Source organism: Paenirhodobacter huangdaonensis, from assembly GCF_004022465.1.
GTDB classification, from domain to species: Bacteria; Pseudomonadota; Alphaproteobacteria; order Rhodobacterales; family Rhodobacteraceae; genus Rhodobacter; species Rhodobacter huangdaonensis.
In genome coordinates, this window is sequence record NZ_SAVA01000017.1 from 1 (window position 1) to 18043 (window position 18043).

The following is an 18043-nucleotide window of genomic DNA, read 5'->3' on the forward strand; positions in this document are numbered from 1 at the left end:
GACGGCACGGGGGTCGATCTGGCGAACGTGAAGATGTCGATGAACCCGTTCGACGAGATCGCGGTCGAAGAGGCGATCCGCCTGAAGGAAAAGGGCGTGGCGTCGGAGATCGTGGTGGTCTCGGTGGGCGTGAAACAGGCGCAGGAAACCCTGCGCACGGCGCTCGCCATGGGCGCCGATCGCGCGATCCTGGTGATCGCGGCCGAGGATGTGCATCAGGACATCGAGCCGCTCGCGGTGGCGAAGATCCTCGCCAAGGTGGCGGCCGAGGAACAGCCCGGGCTGATCATCGCCGGCAAGCAGGCGATCGACAACGACATGAACGCGACCGGGCAGATGCTCGCGGCGCTTCTGGGCTGGAGCCAGGCGACCTTCGCCTCGGAGCTGGCGATCGAGGGCGACAAGGCCCGGGTCACCCGCGAGGTCGACGGCGGGTTGCAGACGATCGAGGTGAAGCTGCCGGCGATCGTCACCGCCGACCTGCGGCTCAACGAGCCGCGCTATGCCTCGCTGCCGAACATCATGAAGGCAAAGAAGAAACCGCTCGAGGAAAAGACCGCCGCCGATTACGGCGTCGACGTCACGCCGCGGCTCACCGTGGTGAAGACCGCCGAGCCCGCGGGCCGCTCGGCCGGCATCAAGGTCGGTTCGGTCGACGAGCTGATCGCGAAACTCAAGGACGCGGGGGTGATCTGATGTCGGTTCTTCTGATTGCGGAAGTGAGCAGCCTCGACGCGACGGCGAAGGCGCTGTCGGCGGCGAAGAAACTCGGCCCGGTGACGGTGCTGGTGGCCGGCGCGGGCGTCGATGCGGCGCCCTTCGCGGCGCTCGATGGCGTGGCGAAGGTGCTGGTTGCCGATGACGCGGCCTATGCGCATGGGCTCGCCGAGCCGCTCGCCGATCTCGTCGTCTCGCTCGCGGGCGGCGTCAGCGCGATCGTCGCGCCCTCGACGGCGGCGGCGAAGAACGCCCTGCCGCGGATTGCGGCGCTGCTCGACGTGATGGTGCTCTCGGATGTCATCGGCATCGTCGATGCTGACACCTTCGAGCGCCCGATCTATGCCGGCAACGCGATCCAGACGGTGAAATCCTCGGACAAGGTCAAGGTGATGACCGTGCGCACGACGGCCTTCGAGGCGGCGGGCGCGGGTGCTGCGGCGCCCATCGAGGCCGCCGCTCCGGCGGGCGACAAGGGGCTCAGCTCCTGGGTCGAGGACAAGGTGGCGACCTCGGATCGCCCGGAACTGACCTCGGCGAAGATCGTCGTCTCGGGCGGCCGCGGCGTCGGCTCGGAAGAGAACTTCGCGATCATCGAGGCGCTCGCCGACAAGCTCGGCGCGGCGGTCGGTGCCTCGCGCGCGGCGGTCGACAGCGGCTTTGCGCCGAACGACTGGCAGGTCGGGCAGACCGGCAAGGTGGTGGCGCCCGAGCTTTACATCGCCTGCGGCATCTCGGGGGCGATCCAGCACCTCGCCGGGATGAAGGACAGCAAGATCATCGTCGCGATCAACAAGGACGAAGAGGCGCCGATCTTCCAGGTCGCCGATTTCGGCCTCGTCGCCGACCTGTTCCAGGCGGTGCCGGAGATGACCGCGAAGCTCTGACCCCGCCGGGCGGGGGCGCGGCCCCGCCGAGGCAATGCCTCGGCCCCGGATGTATTTGCGGCAAGATGAAAACAAAGGGCGCTCCGATCGGGGCGCCCTTGCTTTTTCCTGGTGCAAATACTCCGGGGGGTGAGGCGAAGCCGAGGGGGGCAGCGCCCCCCTTTGGGGCCTCATTCCCGCCCCTTGGGCGGTGTGCGCCGCCGGCTCGGGCTCTCGCCGGTCCAGCGCCGCCAGGCGCGCCAGAAGGCGGTGCCGTCGGCATAGCCGAGCGCGCTTGCCACCGCCTCGACGCGCATGCCGTGCTCGTGCAGCAGGGTCTCGGCCCGGGCCCGGCGCACTTCGGCCAGCAGCCCGCTCAGGCTCTCGCCCTCGTCCGCGAGCCGCCGCTGCAGGCTGCGCGGCGAGATCCGCATCGCGGCGGCGATCGTCTCGAGCGTCACCGGCCGCACCCCGAGATGCAGCCCGATCAGTGCCACCACCTGCTCGCGCACCGAGCCCGCGTGAGGCGCCTCGCCGATGAGATCGCCGAGGTGACGCTCGATCAGCGCGATCATGTCGGCGTCCTCGGTGCGGTGCGGCCGGTCGGCCTCGGCAGCCGCCATGACGATCGCATTCGCGCCCTGCGAGAACAGCACCGGCGCCCCGAACATCCGCGCGAGCGTCATGGCGCCCGGACCCTCTGGATGGGCGAAATGCACCTCCTCGGGGCGCCAGCGGGTGTCGAAGCCGGTGCGGATCAGGGTGCAGATCCCGGCGAGGGTGAACTCGCTGTCCTGCCGGCAGGGGCGGGGGCGGGGCGCGCTGATCATGTAGCGCAGCACCAGATGCGCGCCGTCATCCTCGAGGCTGACCTGCGTGCCGCTTTGCAGCGCCCCCGACCAGCGCGCCAGCGCCGCAAGCCCGCGCCGGATCGTTGCCGCCTGCACCGCGCGCAGCCCGATCGGGGCAAGCGTGCCCGGCCGCATGCCGAAGCCGAGCCGCGCGCCCAGCAGCGGGTCGCCCGCCAGCTCGGCCGCCTGTTCGAAGATGTCGAGATAGGCGGCGAGGGGAATCGGGGTGTAGAGGTCATCGAAGATCTCGGCCGACAGCCCGTTGCGATGGAGCAAAATTCCCATTCTGCTCAAATCGTTATCAAAGTACGCGAAAATCGGCTCAAGAACTAGAGCGCGGACGGACAGGATTTTCGGCAAGGGAGCGTTGGAGGGCGGCATTGGCGCGGTTTCTCCGTTCGAAACGGCCATTTGGCGTGAAGTATCGGATTTGTGGCGCAAGATGCAATGGTCTCGGGCCCGAGGCGGCAGGGTAACTCGTCCCTAAATGACATAACTCTGACAGGGATGATCACCAGATGGACAATCAGACAGGCGCAAATCGTCTGCAGGGAAATTCGATCGGCTTGACCCATATCGTGTTCTTCGTGGTCGCCGCGGCGGCGCCGATGACCGCGGTGGTGGGGGCGACGCCGCCGGCCTTTGCCTTTGGCAATGGCGCGGGGGTGCCGGGTGCCTTCATCCTGTCGGGCATCCTTTACCTGCTGTTCTCGGTGGGCTTCACCGCGATGACCCGGCATGTGACCGGGGCCGGCGCGTTTTACGCCTATATCTCGCGCGGGCTTGGCAATGGTGCAGGGATCGGCGGCGCGCTGATGGCGCTGCTTGCCTATTTCGCGATCCAGATCGGCATCTATGCGCTTTTCGCCGTGTTCATGGCGGGGGCGATGGAAAGCCTTGGCGTCTCGCTGCCGTGGTGGCTGTGGTCGCTGGCGGTGCTGGCCGTCGTCGTGCTTTTCGGACGGCGCAACATCGCGATCTCGGGCCGTATCCTTGGCCTGTGCATGATCGCCGAGCTGGTGATCTTGCTGTTTCTCGACATCGCGATCGTGATGCACGGTGGTGCCGAGGGGCTGAGCCTTGCGGGTTTCCGCCCCTCCGAGGTCTTCGGCCCCGGGCTTGGCGTGACCATGGTCTTCGTGCTGGGCGCCTATGTCGGCTTCGAGGCCACCGCGATCTTCGGCGAGGAGGCCTGCGATCCCGACCGCACGATCCCGCGCGCGACCTATGTCGCGGTGCTGCTGATCACCGCCTTCTATGCGGTCTCGACCTGGGCGATCGTGCAGTTCTACGGCCCGGCCGCGGTGGCGGGTGCGGCGACTGAGAACCTCGACGGTTTCTACTTCGCCGCCGCCGAGACGATGCTCGGTCACTGGTCGGTGCAGGTGATGAACGTGCTGCTGCTGACCAGCCTCTTTGCCTGCCTGCTCTCCTTCCACAACACGCTCAACCGCTATTTCTATGCGCTCGGCCATGAGGGGCTGGCGTGGAAATCGCTCTCGGCGGTGCACGAGACGCATGGCTCGCCGCATGTCGCGGGGCTGGTGCAGGCGGGGCTCGTCGCGCTGATCCTGCTGGGCTTCGGCCTCTCGGGGGCCGATCCCTACACCCTCGTCTTCTCCTGGATGTCGGGGCTTGCCGTGCTGGGCATCCTGGCGGTGCAGGTGCTGGTTTCGGTCGCGGTGATCGTCTTCTTCCGCCGCACCGTGCATCAGCGCTCGGTGCTTACCGTCCTCGTCGCGCCGGTGCTGGCCATGGCCGGGCTGGTGGGGGCGTTCCTTCTCGTCTCCTCGAACCTCACCCTGCTCACCGGCTCGGAAAACCCGATCGTGCTCGCCTTCCCCGAGATCGTGATCGCCACCGGCGCCTGCGGTTTCCTGTTCGCCGCCTGGCTCAAGCACCGCCGGCCCGAGCATTTCGCCCGCCTCGGCCGCGCCTTCGACTGACCTTCCTCCTGCCGCGACGATCCGCAGGTGCCCCCGGTGCGGGCGGCGCCGTGGCAGGGCTCACCCTTTCTGCAAGCAGTGAAAGACCCAAGATGACTGCCCTTCCCAAGATCGACTTCCTCTACCTCTCCGAACCCGAGATGATCCGCGCCGGCGTCACCGACATGCCCGCCTGCGTCGATTGCATGGAAGAGATGTTCGGCCTGCTCTATCACGGCGACTACCGCATGGCCGGCGCCAACAACGACAGCCATGGCGCGATGGTGATGTTTCCGGAAAACTCGCCCTTCCCGGAGATGCCCAAGCCCACCGCCGACCGCCGCTTCATGGCGATGCCGGCCTATCTCGGCGGCAGCTTCCGCACCGCGGGCGTCAAGTGGTATGGCTCGAACATCGAGAACCGGCAAAAGGGCCTGCCGCGCTCGATCCTGATGTTCACCCTCAATGACGCCGACACCGGTGCACCGCTGGCCTTCATGTCGGCGAACCTGCTCTCGGCCTATCGCACCGGCGCGGTGCCCGGCGTCGGCGCGCGTCACCTGGCGCGCAGGGACTCGAAGATCGTCGGCATCCTCGGGCCGGGGGTGATGGCGCGCACCGCACTTGCGGCCTTCATCGCCGTCTGCCCGCAGATCGACACGGTGAAGGTGAAGGGGCGGGGCCAGAAGAGCCTCGACACTTTCATCGCCTGGGTGAAGGAGCATTACCCGCAGGTGACGACGATCGAGGTCGTCGACACGCTCGAGGCGGTGGTGCGCGGCTCGGACATCGTCACCTATTGCGCCTCGGGCGAGACCGGCGATCCGAGCCTCTACCCGATCGTCAAGCGCGAGTGGGTGAAGCCCGGCGCCTTCCTCGCGATGCCTGCGCCGTGCAACATCGACGCCGGCATGGAGGCGCCCGAGGTGCGCAAGGTGCTCGACAACACCGGGCTCTACGAGGCGTGGTTCGAAGAGCTGCCGAAGCCCGCGCACAACACCGTGCCGATCATCGGCGTGAAGTTCATGGACATGATCGCCGAGGGCCGGCTGGCGCGTGACGCGGTCGAGGACATCGGCAAGATCGTCGCGGGCGAGGCGCCGGGCCGGCGCACCGACGACGAGATCGTGCTGATGTCGGTGGGCGGCATGCCGGTCGAGGACGTGGCCTGGGGCACGGTGATCTATCGCAACGCGCTCGCCCGGGGGATCGGCACCAAGCTGAACCTCTGGGACGTGCCGGCGCTGCGCTGAGGAGAGCCGCCATGCAGGTGACCAAGATCAAGACCGGCTCGCCCTTCGAGGATCACGGCAGCTATTCGCGCCTTGTCGCGGTGGATGACTGGATCTTCGTGTCGAACACCGCCGGGCGCGACCCGGTGACGAAGGAGATCCCGGCCGAGATCGGCGCGCAGACCCGTCAGGTCTTCGCCAATGTCGCGCGCGCGCTTGCCGCCGTGGACTCGGGGCTCGAGGACGTGGTGATGAGCCGGGTCTTCATTCAGGAGCCCGCCGACACGCAGGCGGTGATGACCATCGTCGGCGAGATGTTCCGCGGCATCGACCCGGCCACCACCGTGACCTGTCCGCCGCTCGGCTCGACCGTCTACCGTGTCGAGATCGAGGTGACGGCGCGCCGCGGTGCGGGCCGGGCCGAGACCGAGCGGCGCGTGATCGCAGTGTGACCGACGGGCCCGCCGTCTTTGTGCGGCGGGCCCTTCCGACTTTCCCGACCGACTTTCCCGACCGACATTCCCGACCGAAGGAGAACCGCCATGGCGCCCGTTCAAACCCCCGTCCAGACCAGCCGCGACGCGCCCGAGAAGACCTCGGTCGTGGTGATCGGCGGCGGCATCGTTGGCCTGTCCGCCGCGCTGGTGCTGGCCGAGCGCGGCATTCCCGTCACCGTGCTGGAAAAGGGCCGGATCGGGGCGGAACAATCCTCGCGCAACCTTGGCTGGGTGCGCAAGATGGGGCGCTCGGCCCCCGATGTGCCGCTGGCGCAGGCGGCCGACCGGCTCTGGGCGGCGATGCCCGGCCGGCTTGGTGCCGAGGTCGGTTATCGTCAGGCCGGGATCATGTATCTCGCCCGCACCGAGGCCGAGATGGCGATGCACGCCGACTGGCTGAAATCGGTGGCCGATCTGGCGCTCGACAGCCGGCTGCTGCGGCCCGCCGACATCGACGCGCTGGTGCCGGGCGGGCGCGGGCAGTGGGCGGGCGGCATCGTCACCCCCTCGGACGGGCGCGCCGAGCCGACGCTTGCCGCGGCGGCGATTGCCGCGGCAGCGATCGCGAAGGGCGCGGTGATCGTCGAAAACTGCGCGGTGCGGACGCTTTCGCGTGCCGCGGGCCGGGTCTGCGGCGTGGTGACCGAGCGCGGCGAGATCGCCTGCGAACAGGTGCTGCTTGCGGGCGGGCTGTGGTCGCGCCGCTTTCTCGGCAATCTCGGGATCTCGCTGCCGACGCTGCCGCTCGTGTGTTCGGTCTTCCGCACCGCGCCGATGGAGGGGCCGACCGAGATCGCCGTGGGCGGGCCCGACTTCTCCTTCCGCAAGCATCGCGACGGCGGCTTCATCATCACGCAGCGGGGCGCGCTTGGGGCGCCGCTGATGCTCGACCACCTGCTGATCGGGATGCGCTATCTGCCGATGCTGCGCGGCCAGCGCAAGTTCTTGCGCATCGGCCTCGGGCGCGAGGCGCTGACCGACCTTGCGCTGCCGCGGCACTGGCGGGCCGGGGCGATCTCGCCCTTCGAGCGGCTGCGGGTGATGGACCCGCCGACGCGGCCCGACCTGAACGCCGAGGCGCTGGCCAATCTGCGCGCCGCCTGGCCGGCCTTCGAACAGGCCCGGATCGTCGAGGCCTGGGCGGGGATGATGGACATCACGCCCGATTCACAGCCGGTGATCGGGCCGGTCGAGAAGGTGCCGGGGCTGATGCTGGCCACCGGCTTTTCCGGCCACGGCTTCGGCACCGGGCCGGCGGCGGGGCAGCTTGCGGCGGATCTGCTGTGCGGCACGCCGCCGATCGTCGATCCCGCGCCCTACCGGCTCGGGCGGCTCTGAAACGGAAACGGCGCCCCCAGCAGGGGGCGCCGTCGTTTTGCGGGAGGGGGGCCGGGGCCGGCCGCCGCTCAGAACAGGAAGTCGTTCGCCGAATAGGCCTGACCCGCGCCGAAGTCGGAGACGTGGATGTTGTTCAGCAGGATGCTGTTGTCGCCGTCGACGATCATCGCGAAGCCGGTGCCGGCATCGGTGCTGAGGTGGTTGTTCACCAGATCGGTGAAGCTGGTGATCGCGGTGACCCCGGTCAGCACGATCCGCTCGGCATCGTCGGCGCTGAAGTCCTGGATGACGTCATGGCCGAAGCCGTTGGTGAAGACGAAGCGGTCGGCGCCGAACCCGCCGTTCAGCGTGTCGTCGCCGGCCCCGCCCAGGAGCGTGTCGTTGCCGGTGCCGCCGCGCAGGGTGTCACTGCCAAAGCCGCCATCGAGACTGTCGTCACCATTGCCGCCATCGAGCAGATCACGGCCGAAGTTGCCAACCAGGCTGTCATTGCCATTGTCGCCGAAGATGCGGTCATTGCCGTCGCCGCCCTCAAGCCGGTCCGCGCCGGTGCCGTCGCCGCCACGGAGCGTGTCATTGCCGGCGCGGCCGTAGAGCACATCATCGCCATAGCCGCCGTCGAGGACGTCATTGCCGTTGCCGCCGTCGAGCGTGTCGAGCCCGCCGCCGCCGGCGAGCGCGTCATTGCCCGCGCCCCCCAGCAGACGGTCGTTGCCGTTGCCGCCGTCAAGGCTGTCGGCGCCGGTGCCGGCGCCGCCGGACAGGCTGTCGTTGCCCTCGCCGCCGAACAGGCGGTCGTTGCCATAGCCGCCATCGAGATTGTCGTTGCCGTCGCCGCCCTCGAGGCGGTCGTTGCCGCCGCTGCCGCGCAGCAGGTCATTGCCGCCGCCGCCGAGCAGGCTGTCGTTGCCATTGCCGCCGTCGAGGCTGTCGGCGCCGGTGCCGTCGCCGCCATAGAGCTGATCGTCGCCGCCGCCGCCGAGCAGGGTGTCGTCGTTGAACCCGCCGTCGAGAGTGTCGTTGCCGTCGCCGCCGTCGAGGCGGTCGTTGCCGCCACTGCCACGCAGCAGGTCATTGCCGCCGCCGCCGAGCAAGGTGTCATTGCCGAGCCCGCCGTCGAGGCTGTCGGCGCCGGTGCCGCCGCCGCCATAGAGCCGGTCGGCGCCGGTGCCGCCGAGCAGGGTGTCGTCGCCGAACCCGCCGTCGAGGCTGTCGGCGCCGGCCTCGCCGTCGAGGCGGTCGTTGCCGGCATTGCCGCGCAGCAGGTCGTTGTCGTCGCCGCCGAACAGCGTGTCATTGCCGAGCCCGCCGTCGAGCGTGTCATTGCCGAGCTCGCCATACAGCCGGTCGTTGCCGATCTCGCCGAAGATCGCGTCGTTATGGGTGCCGCCATGCAGGGTATCATCGCCGGCGCCGCCATAGATCCGGTCGGCGCCGCCGCCGCCATAGACCAGATCGCCACCATCGGCATCGGTGTCACCGCCCGAGATCGTGTCGGCGCCGAGACCGCCGATGATGGTGTCCTGGCCGTCGCCACCGTCGAGGCTGTCGTTGCCGGGGCCGCCGTCGATGCTGTCGTTGCCAAGCCCGCCGAGCAGCGTGTCATAGCCGCCGTTGCCGATCAGCGTGTCATTGCCGAGATCGCCCAGATAGTTGTCATTCGCCGCGGTGCCGACGAAGGTGTCATCCCCGTCGGTGCCCACGCCCTGGACCTGGCCGCCGGCGACGATGAACTGCCACACCCCGGTGACGCCGGTGTTGCCGGCGCTGTCCTCGAGTGCGAGCATCGCCGCCTGGTTGCCGGAGGTGGGCAGCTCGAAATAGGTGTTGCCGAGCGAGAAGCCCGCCCGCGCCACGGTGCCGCCGAGCCCGCCGGTGCCGCCCGAGGCGTCGCCCGTCGTCCATTCCACGTCGCCATAGCGGAAGATGATCTCGACATTGCCGGCGCCACGGTCGATCAGTTCGAGCTGGAAGGAGTTCTGCAGATCGGTGTGGGTCCGGAAATAGCCCACGTCGTGCCAGGTGATGACGATCGAGTCGCGGCCTTCGTTGAAGTCCCAGAAGACATCGCCCGGGTTGGTCACGGTGGTCCCGTCGACGAGATAGTCGCGGGTGTCGACATCGGCCCAGTAGGGGGCGACGATCGCCAGACTGCTGTTGCCGATCTCGCCCGGGGTGTAGGTGCCCAGACCGCCGCCGAAGGTGACGTTGCCGTTCGTGTTCACCGCGAAGGTGGTGTAGGTCACGCCGCCGATCGTCAGCCCGTCCTCGAAGATCGAGGTGATGTCGATGTCGCTCTTGGAGCCGTCATCGTTGTGATAGAGCACATTGGCGCCGTAGCTCAGGAAGCCGTTGTTCGTGATCGGGGTGAAGTCGAGCACCGGCGTCGGCGTGATCTCGGTCAGCTGCACCAGCTGGTCGTCGAACTGCGCCTGCTCGACATCCCACAGGGTGTCGGTGCCGTCGATACCGCCGCCGTTGTGGCTGATGGTGAAGGAGTCGTTCGCGTTTGCGGTGATCGTGTATTGCGCGCGCAGGCCCGAGAAGGCCGCGGTATCGGTGCCAAGCCCACCCTGCAGGATGTCGTTGCCGGCGCCGCCGATCAGCACGTCATTGCCGCCATTGCCGGTCAGGGTGTTGCTGCGCTCGTTGCCGATCAGCAGGTCGGCCTGCGCCCCGCCCACGGCATTCTCGATCTGCGCGCCATTGGCGATGGCGAAGCCTCCGTCGATGCCGCTGTAGGTGCCGCCCGAATTGGTCAGCACGCGCGAGAAGAAGCCGCCGGCATTGTAATCGGGGTCGATGATCTCGGTCTGCAGGTCGGCCGAGAGATGCGTGAACATCGAGGTGTTCTGCAGCGCTGCGATCGAGGGGGCGGCGTCTGCGGCGATCTGGCTGCGGTCGAGCGTCGCGTCGTTGAGGTTGATCATCACCGAATTGGCGCTGTTGCCGTAGCGGATCGTGTCGGTGCCGCCGCTGTCCCAGATCGCGGCATAGGCGCGGCCGATGCTCATCGCGCCCTCGGCAAGCGACAGCGCCCCGCCGCGCGCATCAAAGAGCGTGTAGGTCGAGTTGCCCGCGGCATAGGTCTCGGCGCCGTATTGCTGCTGCAGCGCGGCGACGTCGAGCGCCATCATCGTGACCGCATGGCCATAGGCATCGGCATTGGTGGCGCCGGTGTAGGACATCACCGTGTAGCGCTCGTTGTCGAGCGCCGGGCCGACGCTGGTCGCGGCGGCGCCCTGGAACGGGTGGTAGAGGCCGAGCCCGTGGCCGATCTCGTGGATCAGGGTCCAGTTCGCATATTCCCCGCCGCCAAGCTCGGCCGGCGTTCTCATGTAGTCGAGATTGCTGGCGAAGGTGCCAAAGCTCCAGTAATCGCCCGCCGCGCGGGTCGCGCTTTGCGGGAACATGCAGAACCCTTCGAGCCCGGCATAGGCCGGGGCCGGCGTGTCCGAGCTGACCAGCACGATATCGGCGGTGGCCGCGGCGGTGGCACGGTCGGTCACCCGGCTGAAATCGGTGGCGATCACGCTGTCGATCATCTGGAAGGCGCGGACGGTCAGCGCGGTATAGGCGTAGGTCGTGTCCGCCATCGTCCCGTTGACGAAGTATTCATTGTAATTGGCGCGAAATTCGCTGTCGAGGTCGATGTCCGAGCCGGTCCCGAGATAGTATTGGAGGGTCCCGTCCGCCCATACGCGGTTGTTGGTGATATCGGCCAGCATCGTCTGTCCCGATGCCGGGAGTGCGCTGGAGATGGCGACTTCTGCCTTGGTCTGGGCCATGGGTAATCTCCTTTGGGCCAAAATCCTTCAGGCGGCAGGTGCACACCACAGCGCCGCTGCCCTCGGCCGGGCCGCGGATTGCGGAACCTCCCCCCACGTCAACAGGCTTGCCGAAAAAGGCTCAACCGTCAATTGGACAAAGGGCCGCGAGCACCGCAGAAACCTGCGCCGGCCGGAGCGCGGCAAGGTGGGCGAGCGTGATGCGCCTGCCCGGGCCAAGGCCGCACAGGGTCATGCGCACCGCGGCCTCGGGGCGGTCGACGGCGATCCGGGCGAGGGCGAAGCCGGGCTGCGCGGTGCCGAGCCGGTAGCCGAGGATGACCGTCGGCCGGGTGAACTTGCCCGACCCGAAGAGCGCTGCGGTCAGCGCGTCGATCGTCACCCCGCGCGCCGCCGCCGCCGCGGTCACATCGCTGCCGTCGGGCCCGGCGGGCAGTCCGGCAAGCCGCGCGAAAAGGTCCATCTCGGCGCGGACCGAGGCGGGGGGGGCGGGGCTGTCGTCGCTGCGGTAGCGGCGCAGCGTGCCCGGCGGCAGCGGCGCGTCGTCATCGCGCGCCACCGCGCCGGCAACGCCGGCCCAGCTTGCGGGGATCGGCAGGTCGCGGCCTGCCTGCGGCAGGGAGGTTTCGGCGCCCATGGCGTGGCCTTTCGTGAACGGGGGAAGGAGCGGCGCGAACGCGGGGACAAGCACCGCGCCCGCAAGGCCGCGCAGCAGCGTCCGGCGACGGGAAAACGGCATGGCGGGCCTCCTGCTGCCGCGGATCGGGTCGGCGGTATTTGGCGCCGAGGGCGGGCGTGCCGTCAACCCCTTGCGCGCCCGCCCGGCATTGCGTCGCAGGCGGGCGGCGAAAAGGGGGTTGCGCAGCCCCCGCCCGCGGCACATCTGTCGGGCAACGCGGTGGGCAGGCTGACAGGAGGCGCGGATGCACGGCGAATACAAGGTTCACGGCGGCAAGCTCGTCGTCGCCGATCTCGAGCTGCGCGAGGGACGGCTCACGCAGGTGCAGATCTCGGGCGATTTCTTCCTGGAACCCGGCGAGGCGATCTTCGACCTTGGCGCCGCGCTCGAGGGGCTGCCGGCCACGGCGACGGTCGAGGAGATCACCGCCGCGCTGCGCGCCGGGCTGCGCCCCGAGGCGGTGCTGGTGGGCTTCAGCCTCGAGGCGGTGGCGATCGCGGTGCGCCGCGCGCTCGGCGTCAGCCGCGGCTGGCGCGATTTCGAATGGCAGCTGCTCGACGGCGCACCGCTGTCGCCGGCGATGCATCTGGCGCTTGACGACGTGCTTGCCCACGAGGTCGCGGCCGGCCGGCGCGCGCCGACGCTGCGCTTTTGGGAATGGGAACGCCCGGCGATCATCATCGGCAATTTCCAGTCGCTGAAGAACGAGGTCGATCTCGAGGCCGCCGAAGCGCTGGGCGTCGAGACGGTGCGCCGGGTGACCGGCGGCGGCGCGATGTTCGTCGAGCCCGGCTCGACCATCACCTATTCGCTCTACGCGCCCGCCGAGCTGGTCGACGGCATGAGCTTTGCCGACTCCTACGCCTTCCTCGACACCTGGGTGCTGAAGGCGCTGAACGATCTGGGCATCGACGCGGTCTACAAGCCGCTCAACGACATCGCGAGCTCGAAGGGCAAGATCGGCGGCGCGGCGCAGAAACGCTATGCCGGCGGTGCGGTGCTGCACCATGTCACCATGGCCTATGACATGGACGCCTCGAAGATGATGCAGGTGCTGCGCATCGGCCGCGAGAAGCTGTCCGACAAGGGCATCGCCAGCGCCGGCAAGCGCGTCGACCCGGTGCGCAGCCAGACCGGGCTGGAACGTGACGCGGTGATCGAGCGGATGAAGACCACCTTCCTCGACCTGCACGGCGGCACCCCGGGGGCGATCACCGCCGAGGAACTGGCCGCGGCCGAGACGCTGGCGCGCGAGAAATTCGCAACCCCCGCCTGGCTGCACCACATCCCCTGAGGGCTGTCACAGGCTCATCCAGCTCTGCTCCACCACCGCCTCCATCGCGACATAGCTCGAGGTGGCGTGGACATGGGGCAGGGCGGAAATCTTCTCGCCCATGATCCGGCGGTAATCGGCCATGTCGCGCGAGCGCACCTTCAGCAGATAGTCGAAACCGCCGGCGATCATGTAGCACTCCTCGACCTCCTCGATCGCGCGCACCGCGGCGTTGAAGGCCGCCAGCGCGCGCTCGCGGGTGTCGCTCAGCCGCACCTCGAGATAGGTGACATGGGTCATGCCGAGCTTCAGCGGCGACAGGATCGCGCGATAGCCGGTGATCAGCCCCATCTCCTCCATCGCCTTGATCCGCGCCGCGACCGGCGTCTTCGACAGACCGACGCGGCGGGCAAGCTCGGTGATCGGCAGCCGGGCATTGGCGACGAGCTCGCTCAGGATCTTGCGGTCGGTGGCGTCCAGCGCGGGGTCCATGGTCTGAATTTGTCCTGAATTTTGGTCTAATCGGCTGCAATATTCGTCATCATTGGTCACAGCGTCCAGTGCGATTCGGGTACAGAATCCGGAAATCGCCTCTGGAGTGCCGCCATGATCGCCAAACCCGTCCCCGTCTTCCCCGCCCTCGAAGGCCCGGAAGTGAAATTCGCCGCCGAGGCGCCGCTGCTTGAGCGGCTCGTCGCCGCCGCGGCGATCACCGTCGAGACCCGCGCCGCGATCTCGGCGCGCGCCGCGGCCCTGGTCGGGCGCATCCGGTCCGAGGCGAAACCGACGCTGATGGAGCATTTCCTGGCTGAATACGGGCTGTCGACGCGCGAGGGCGTGGCGCTGATGTGCCTCGCCGAGGCGATGCTGCGCGTGCCCGACACCCAGACCATCGACGCGCTGATCGAGGACAAGATCGCGCCGGCCGAATGGGGCAAGCACCTCGGCACCGCGGCCTCGTCGCTGGTCAACGCCTCGACCTGGGCGCTGATGCTGACGGGCAAGGTGCTCGATGACGATCATCCGGGGGTGGCGGGCACGCTGCGCGGCGCGATCAAGCGCCTTGGCGAGCCGGTGATCCGTGCCGCCGTCGGCCGCGCGATGAAGGAGATGGGCCGGCAGTTCGTGCTGGGCGAAACGATCGAGGCGGGGCTTGCCAATGCCCGTGCCCGCGAGGCGATCGGTTTCACCTACAGCTATGACATGCTGGGCGAGGCGGCGATGACCGCGGCCGATGCGGCGCGCTATGACGCCGATTACACCCGCGCCATCGCGGCGATCGGCAAGGCGGCGACCAAGGCCTCGATCCACGACAACCCGGGGATCTCGATCAAGCTCTCGGCGCTGCATCCGCGCTATGAACTCGCGAACGAGGAGCGGGTGATGGCCGAGCTGGTGCCGGTGGTGCTGCGGCTTGCGCGGCAGGCCGCGGCGGCGGGCATCGGCATGCATGTCGACGCCGAGGAACAGGCGCGGCTGTCGCTGTCGTTCAAGGTGATCGAGGCGGTGATGGCCGATCCCTCGCTCGCCGGCTGGGACGGCATGGGCATCGTCGTGCAGGCCTATGGCAAGCGCGCGGGCCTGGCGATCGATGCGCTTTACGACATGGCCTGCCGCTATGACCGCAAGATCTGTGTGCGGCTGGTGAAGGGCGCCTACTGGGACGCCGAGATGAAGCTCGCGCAGGTCGAGGGGTATCCGGGCTTCCCGCTCTTCACCTCGAAGACGGCGACCGATGTCAGCTATATCTGCCTTGCGAGAAAGCTTTTCGGCATGGGCGACCGGATCTTCCCGCAATTCGCCGGCCACAACGCGCATACCGTCTCGGCGATCCTCGAACTCGCCGAGGGCCGTCCCTTCGAGTTCCAGCGCCTGCACGGCATGGGCGAGCGGCTGCATGACATCGTGCTGAAGGAAACGAAGGGCCGCTGCCGGATCTATGCGCCGGTCGGCGCGCATCGCGACCTGCTTGCCTATCTGGTGCGCCGCCTGCTCGAGAACGGCGCGAACTCGTCCTTCGTGCACCAGCTCGTCGACGAGAGCATCCCGCCCGAGGCGATCGCCCGCGACCCCTTCACCGCGCTGGCGACGGCCAAGGCGCCGGCAAGCCTTCTGGCGCCGGCCGATCTGTTCGGGCCGCGGCGCAAGGCCTCGAAAGGCTTCGATCTGTCCGATGCGCGGGTGATCGAGACGATCGAGGTCGCGTGCGAAGGGGTGATCCCCGATGCCGCGCCGATCACCGTCTCGGCCGCGACCGGCACGGCGCTCACCGTGACCAACCCCGCGACCGGCGCCGCCGTCGCGCAGGTGATCGAGGCCGATGCGGCGACGGTTGCGCGCGCCCTCGATGACGCCCGCGTCTGGGACGCGCCGGCGGCCGAACGCGCCGCGGTGCTGCGCCGCGCCGCCGATCTTTACGAGGAGACCTTCGGCCAGATCTTCGCCACCCTCGCCGCCGAGGCCGGCAAGAGCTGGGGCGATGCCGTGGGCGAGCTGCGCGAGGCCTGCGACTTCCTGCGCTACTATGCCGCCGAGGGCGAGAGCTCGGCCGCCGCGCCCCGTGGCATCATCGCCGCGATCAGCCCGTGGAACTTCCCGCTGGCGATCTTCACCGGCCAGATCTCGGCCGCGCTGATGGCGGGCAATGCCGTGCTCGCGAAACCGGCCGAGGCGACGCCGCTCATCGCCGCGATCGCGGTGCGGCTGCTGCACGCGGCGGGGGTTCCCGCCGCCGCGCTGCAACTCCTGCCGGGGCCGGGCGCCGTCGTCGGCACCGCGATCACCTCGGACCCGCGGGTGAAGGGCGTGGTCTTTACCGGCTCGACCGCCACCGCGCAGCGCATCGCCGCGGTGATGGCCGACACCCTCGAGCCCGGCACGCCGCTGATCGCCGAGACCGGCGGTCTGAATGCGATGATCGTCGATTCGACCGCGCTGCCCGAGCAGGCGGTGCGCGACATCGTCGCCTCGGCCTTCCGCTCGGCCGGCCAGCGCTGCTCGGCGCTGCGCTGCCTCTATGTGCAGGAAGACATCGCGCCGCATCTGCTGGCGATGGTGAAGGGCGCGATGGACGAGCTGAAGCTTGGCGATCCGCGCGCGCTGGTGACCGATGTCGGCCCGGTGATCGACGCCCGCGCGCAGGCCGGCATCCTCGACTATGTCGCGGCGCGTGAGGGCGCGGTGCTGCACCGCACCGCGGCGCCCGCCGAGGGCACCTTCGTCGCCCCGGTGATGCTGAAGGTGTCGGGCATCGCCGATCTCGAACGCGAGGTCTTCGGCCCGGTGCTGCATGTCGCCACCTTCCGGGCGGGCGAGATCGGCGCGGTGATCGAGGCGGTGAACGCGCGCGGCTATGGTCTGACCTTCGGGCTGCACAGCCGCATCGACGCCCGCGTGCAGGAGGTGGCCGAGGCGATCCGCGTCGGCAACACCTATGTCAACCGCAACCAGATCGGCGCCGTCGTCGGCAGCCAGCCCTTCGGCGGCGAGGGGCTTTCGGGCACCGGGCCGAAGGCGGGCGGGCCGCTCTACCTCGCGCGCTTCTTCGCGCCCGAGCCGGTTGCCGCGCCGAATGCGGCGCCCACGGGCTCGGCCGATCTCGCGGCGATCCGCGCGGCGCTGGCGGGCTTTGCCGAGGCGCAGGTCGAGGAGCGGCTGATGCCGGGCCCGACCGGCGAGCTGAACCGGCTCAGCCTGCACACCCGTCCGCCGGTGCTCTGCCTCGGCCCGGGGGCGGCGGCGGCGGCGGCGCAGGTCGCGGCGGTGCGCGCGCTTGGCGGCGTGGCGCTCGCCGTCGAGGGGCGGCTTGACCCCGCGGCGCTCTCCACGCTCGAGGGCTTCGGTGCGGTGCTCTGGTGGGGCGATGCCGAGACCGGCCGGGCGATCGCGCGGGTGCTCGCCGCGCGGCCGGGCCCGATCGTGCAGCTGGTCACCGGCCGTCCCGACCGCGCCCATGTGCTGCACGAGCGGCACCTGTGCGTCGACACCACGGCGGCGGGCGGCAACGCGGCGCTGCTGGCGGGCTGAGCCTGCCCTCAGATCGCGCGGTAATCCTCGGAGAGCCGCGCGATCTGGTCCGGCCGGTGATCGGCAAGGCTCGGCAGATCGACGATCAGCAGGGTCTCGCGGGTGCCGGCCATCGCGATCGGCCGGGCATCGGGTCCGGCGATCACCGACAGGCCCGAAAACGCCAGCCCGCGCTCGACGCCGCAGTAATTCGCATAGGCGATGACCTGACGGTTCTCATGCGCGCGCGCCGGCACCAGCACGTTCTGCACATGCTCGGCCCCGGCCGGGTTCGCCGTCGGCACGAGGATCAGATCGACCCCGCGCGCGGCCAGCGCCGCGGCATGGCCCGGAAACTCGATGTCATAGCAGATCAGCAGACCACAGCGCCGCCCCTCGAAGTCGAAGACCGGCGGCGGCGCCTCGCCCGGGACGAAACTCGTCTTCTCCATCTCGCCGTAAAGCTGGATCTTGCGGTAATGCGCCAAGAGCCGCCCCTCGGGGCAGAGCGCGACGGCGCTGTTCCACACCTGCCCCTCGGCGCGCTCGGCCCAGCCAAGGGTCAGGCCGCAGCCCTCGGCCGCGGCCATTTCGGCGAGCCGCGCGAGCCAGTCGCCGCCGATCGGTTCCGCATCGCGCGCGTGCAGATCGGGGCGGTTGTAGCCAGGCAGATAGAGCTCGGGCGCGACGAGCATCCGCGCGCCCATGGCTGCGGCCGCGCGCAGCGCGCGGGCGAGCCGGTCGAAGGCGCCGGCGATGTCGCCGTCGGTGGGCGGGGCCTGATAGAGCGCGAGTTTCATTCTGTCTCCGGGAACGCAGGGCAGGGGTTGCGCGCATTCGACACGCCCCGCCCGCGAAGTGCAAGCCCGCCC

Annotated in this window: 13 protein-coding genes; 8 read left to right on the forward strand and 5 right to left on the reverse strand. The window is 69.3% G+C overall.

Features of this window, described 5'->3' with window-relative positions; translation table 11 throughout:
• Both EOW66_RS18800 and EOW66_RS18805 read left to right on the forward strand, forming a co-directional pair.
• A partial coding sequence (locus EOW66_RS18800) for an electron transfer flavoprotein subunit beta/FixA family protein (protein WP_164881196.1) occupies positions 1-696 on the forward strand: 696 nt, incomplete at its 5' end.
• Positions 696-1604, forward strand: coding sequence for an electron transfer flavoprotein subunit alpha/FixB family protein (locus EOW66_RS18805; protein WP_128157863.1), 909 nt, complete (start codon positions 696-698; stop codon positions 1602-1604). The genes EOW66_RS18800 and EOW66_RS18805, both read left to right, overlap by 1 nt.
• A gap of 170 nt (positions 1605-1774) precedes the next feature.
• On the opposite strand, the gene EOW66_RS18810 is transcribed toward EOW66_RS18805, so the two are convergent.
• A complete protein-coding gene (locus EOW66_RS18810; RefSeq protein WP_164881197.1) occupies positions 1775-2719 on the reverse strand; it encodes an AraC family transcriptional regulator in 945 nt (314 codons plus the stop codon).
• Between the two features lie 281 nt (positions 2720-3000).
• Here EOW66_RS18810 and EOW66_RS18815 point away from each other — a divergent pair, with 281 nt between their 5' ends.
• The 4 genes from EOW66_RS18815 (at position 3001) to EOW66_RS18830 (ending at position 7426) form a co-directional block, all read left to right on the forward strand.
• Positions 3001-4380, forward strand: a complete 1380-nt coding sequence (locus EOW66_RS18815) for an APC family permease (protein WP_239017637.1) — start codon at positions 3001-3003, stop codon at positions 4378-4380.
• 92 nt (positions 4381-4472) lie between these two features.
• Entirely contained in the window at positions 4473-5612 is a 1140-nt protein-coding gene (locus EOW66_RS18820; RefSeq protein WP_128157866.1) for a tyramine oxidase subunit B, read from the forward strand.
• An 11-nt stretch (positions 5613-5623) separates the two neighbouring features.
• Positions 5624-6043 (forward strand): Rid family hydrolase, encoded by a 420-nt coding sequence (locus tag EOW66_RS18825; protein ID WP_128157867.1) that lies wholly within the window; start codon positions 5624-5626, stop codon positions 6041-6043.
• Positions 6044-6133: 90 nt separating this feature from the next.
• Positions 6134-7426 carry an NAD(P)/FAD-dependent oxidoreductase gene (locus tag EOW66_RS18830; protein WP_128157868.1) on the forward strand — a complete coding sequence of 431 codons (1293 nt, stop codon included), beginning with the start codon at positions 6134-6136 and terminating at the stop codon, positions 7424-7426.
• 68 nt (positions 7427-7494) lie between these two features.
• On the opposite strand, the gene EOW66_RS20735 is transcribed toward EOW66_RS18830, so the two are convergent.
• Both EOW66_RS20735 and EOW66_RS18840 read right to left on the reverse strand, forming a co-directional pair.
• Entirely contained in the window at positions 7495-11214 is a 3720-nt protein-coding gene (locus EOW66_RS20735; RefSeq protein WP_128157869.1) for a nidogen-like domain-containing protein, read from the reverse strand.
• Positions 11215-11335: 121 nt separating this feature from the next.
• Positions 11336-11953 (reverse strand): hypothetical protein, encoded by a 618-nt coding sequence (locus EOW66_RS18840; RefSeq protein ID WP_128157870.1) that lies wholly within the window; start codon positions 11951-11953, stop codon positions 11336-11338.
• Positions 11954-12137: 184 nt separating this feature from the next.
• On the opposite strand from EOW66_RS18840, the gene EOW66_RS18845 reads away from it, so the two are divergent.
• Positions 12138-13187 (forward strand): lipoate--protein ligase family protein, encoded by a 1050-nt coding sequence (locus EOW66_RS18845; RefSeq protein WP_128157871.1) that lies wholly within the window; start codon positions 12138-12140, stop codon positions 13185-13187.
• A gap of 6 nt (positions 13188-13193) precedes the next feature.
• On the opposite strand, the gene EOW66_RS18850 is transcribed toward EOW66_RS18845, so the two are convergent.
• Entirely contained in the window at positions 13194-13658 is a 465-nt protein-coding gene (locus EOW66_RS18850; RefSeq protein ID WP_128157872.1) for an Lrp/AsnC family transcriptional regulator, read from the reverse strand.
• A 114-nt stretch (positions 13659-13772) separates the two neighbouring features.
• On the opposite strand from EOW66_RS18850, the gene putA reads away from it, so the two are divergent.
• The gene (gene putA, locus EOW66_RS18855; RefSeq protein WP_128157873.1) at positions 13773-17192 is read left to right on the forward strand and encodes a bifunctional proline dehydrogenase/L-glutamate gamma-semialdehyde dehydrogenase PutA; all 3420 of its coding nucleotides are present in this window, start codon (positions 13773-13775) and stop codon (positions 17190-17192) included.
• Positions 17193-17200: 8 nt separating this feature from the next.
• Here the strand turns inward: putA and EOW66_RS18860 are convergent, their stop codons facing one another.
• The gene (locus EOW66_RS18860; RefSeq protein WP_128157874.1) at positions 17201-17971 is read right to left on the reverse strand and encodes a carbon-nitrogen hydrolase family protein; all 771 of its coding nucleotides are present in this window, start codon (positions 17969-17971) and stop codon (positions 17201-17203) included.
• Positions 17972-18043 lie beyond the last annotated feature (72 nt).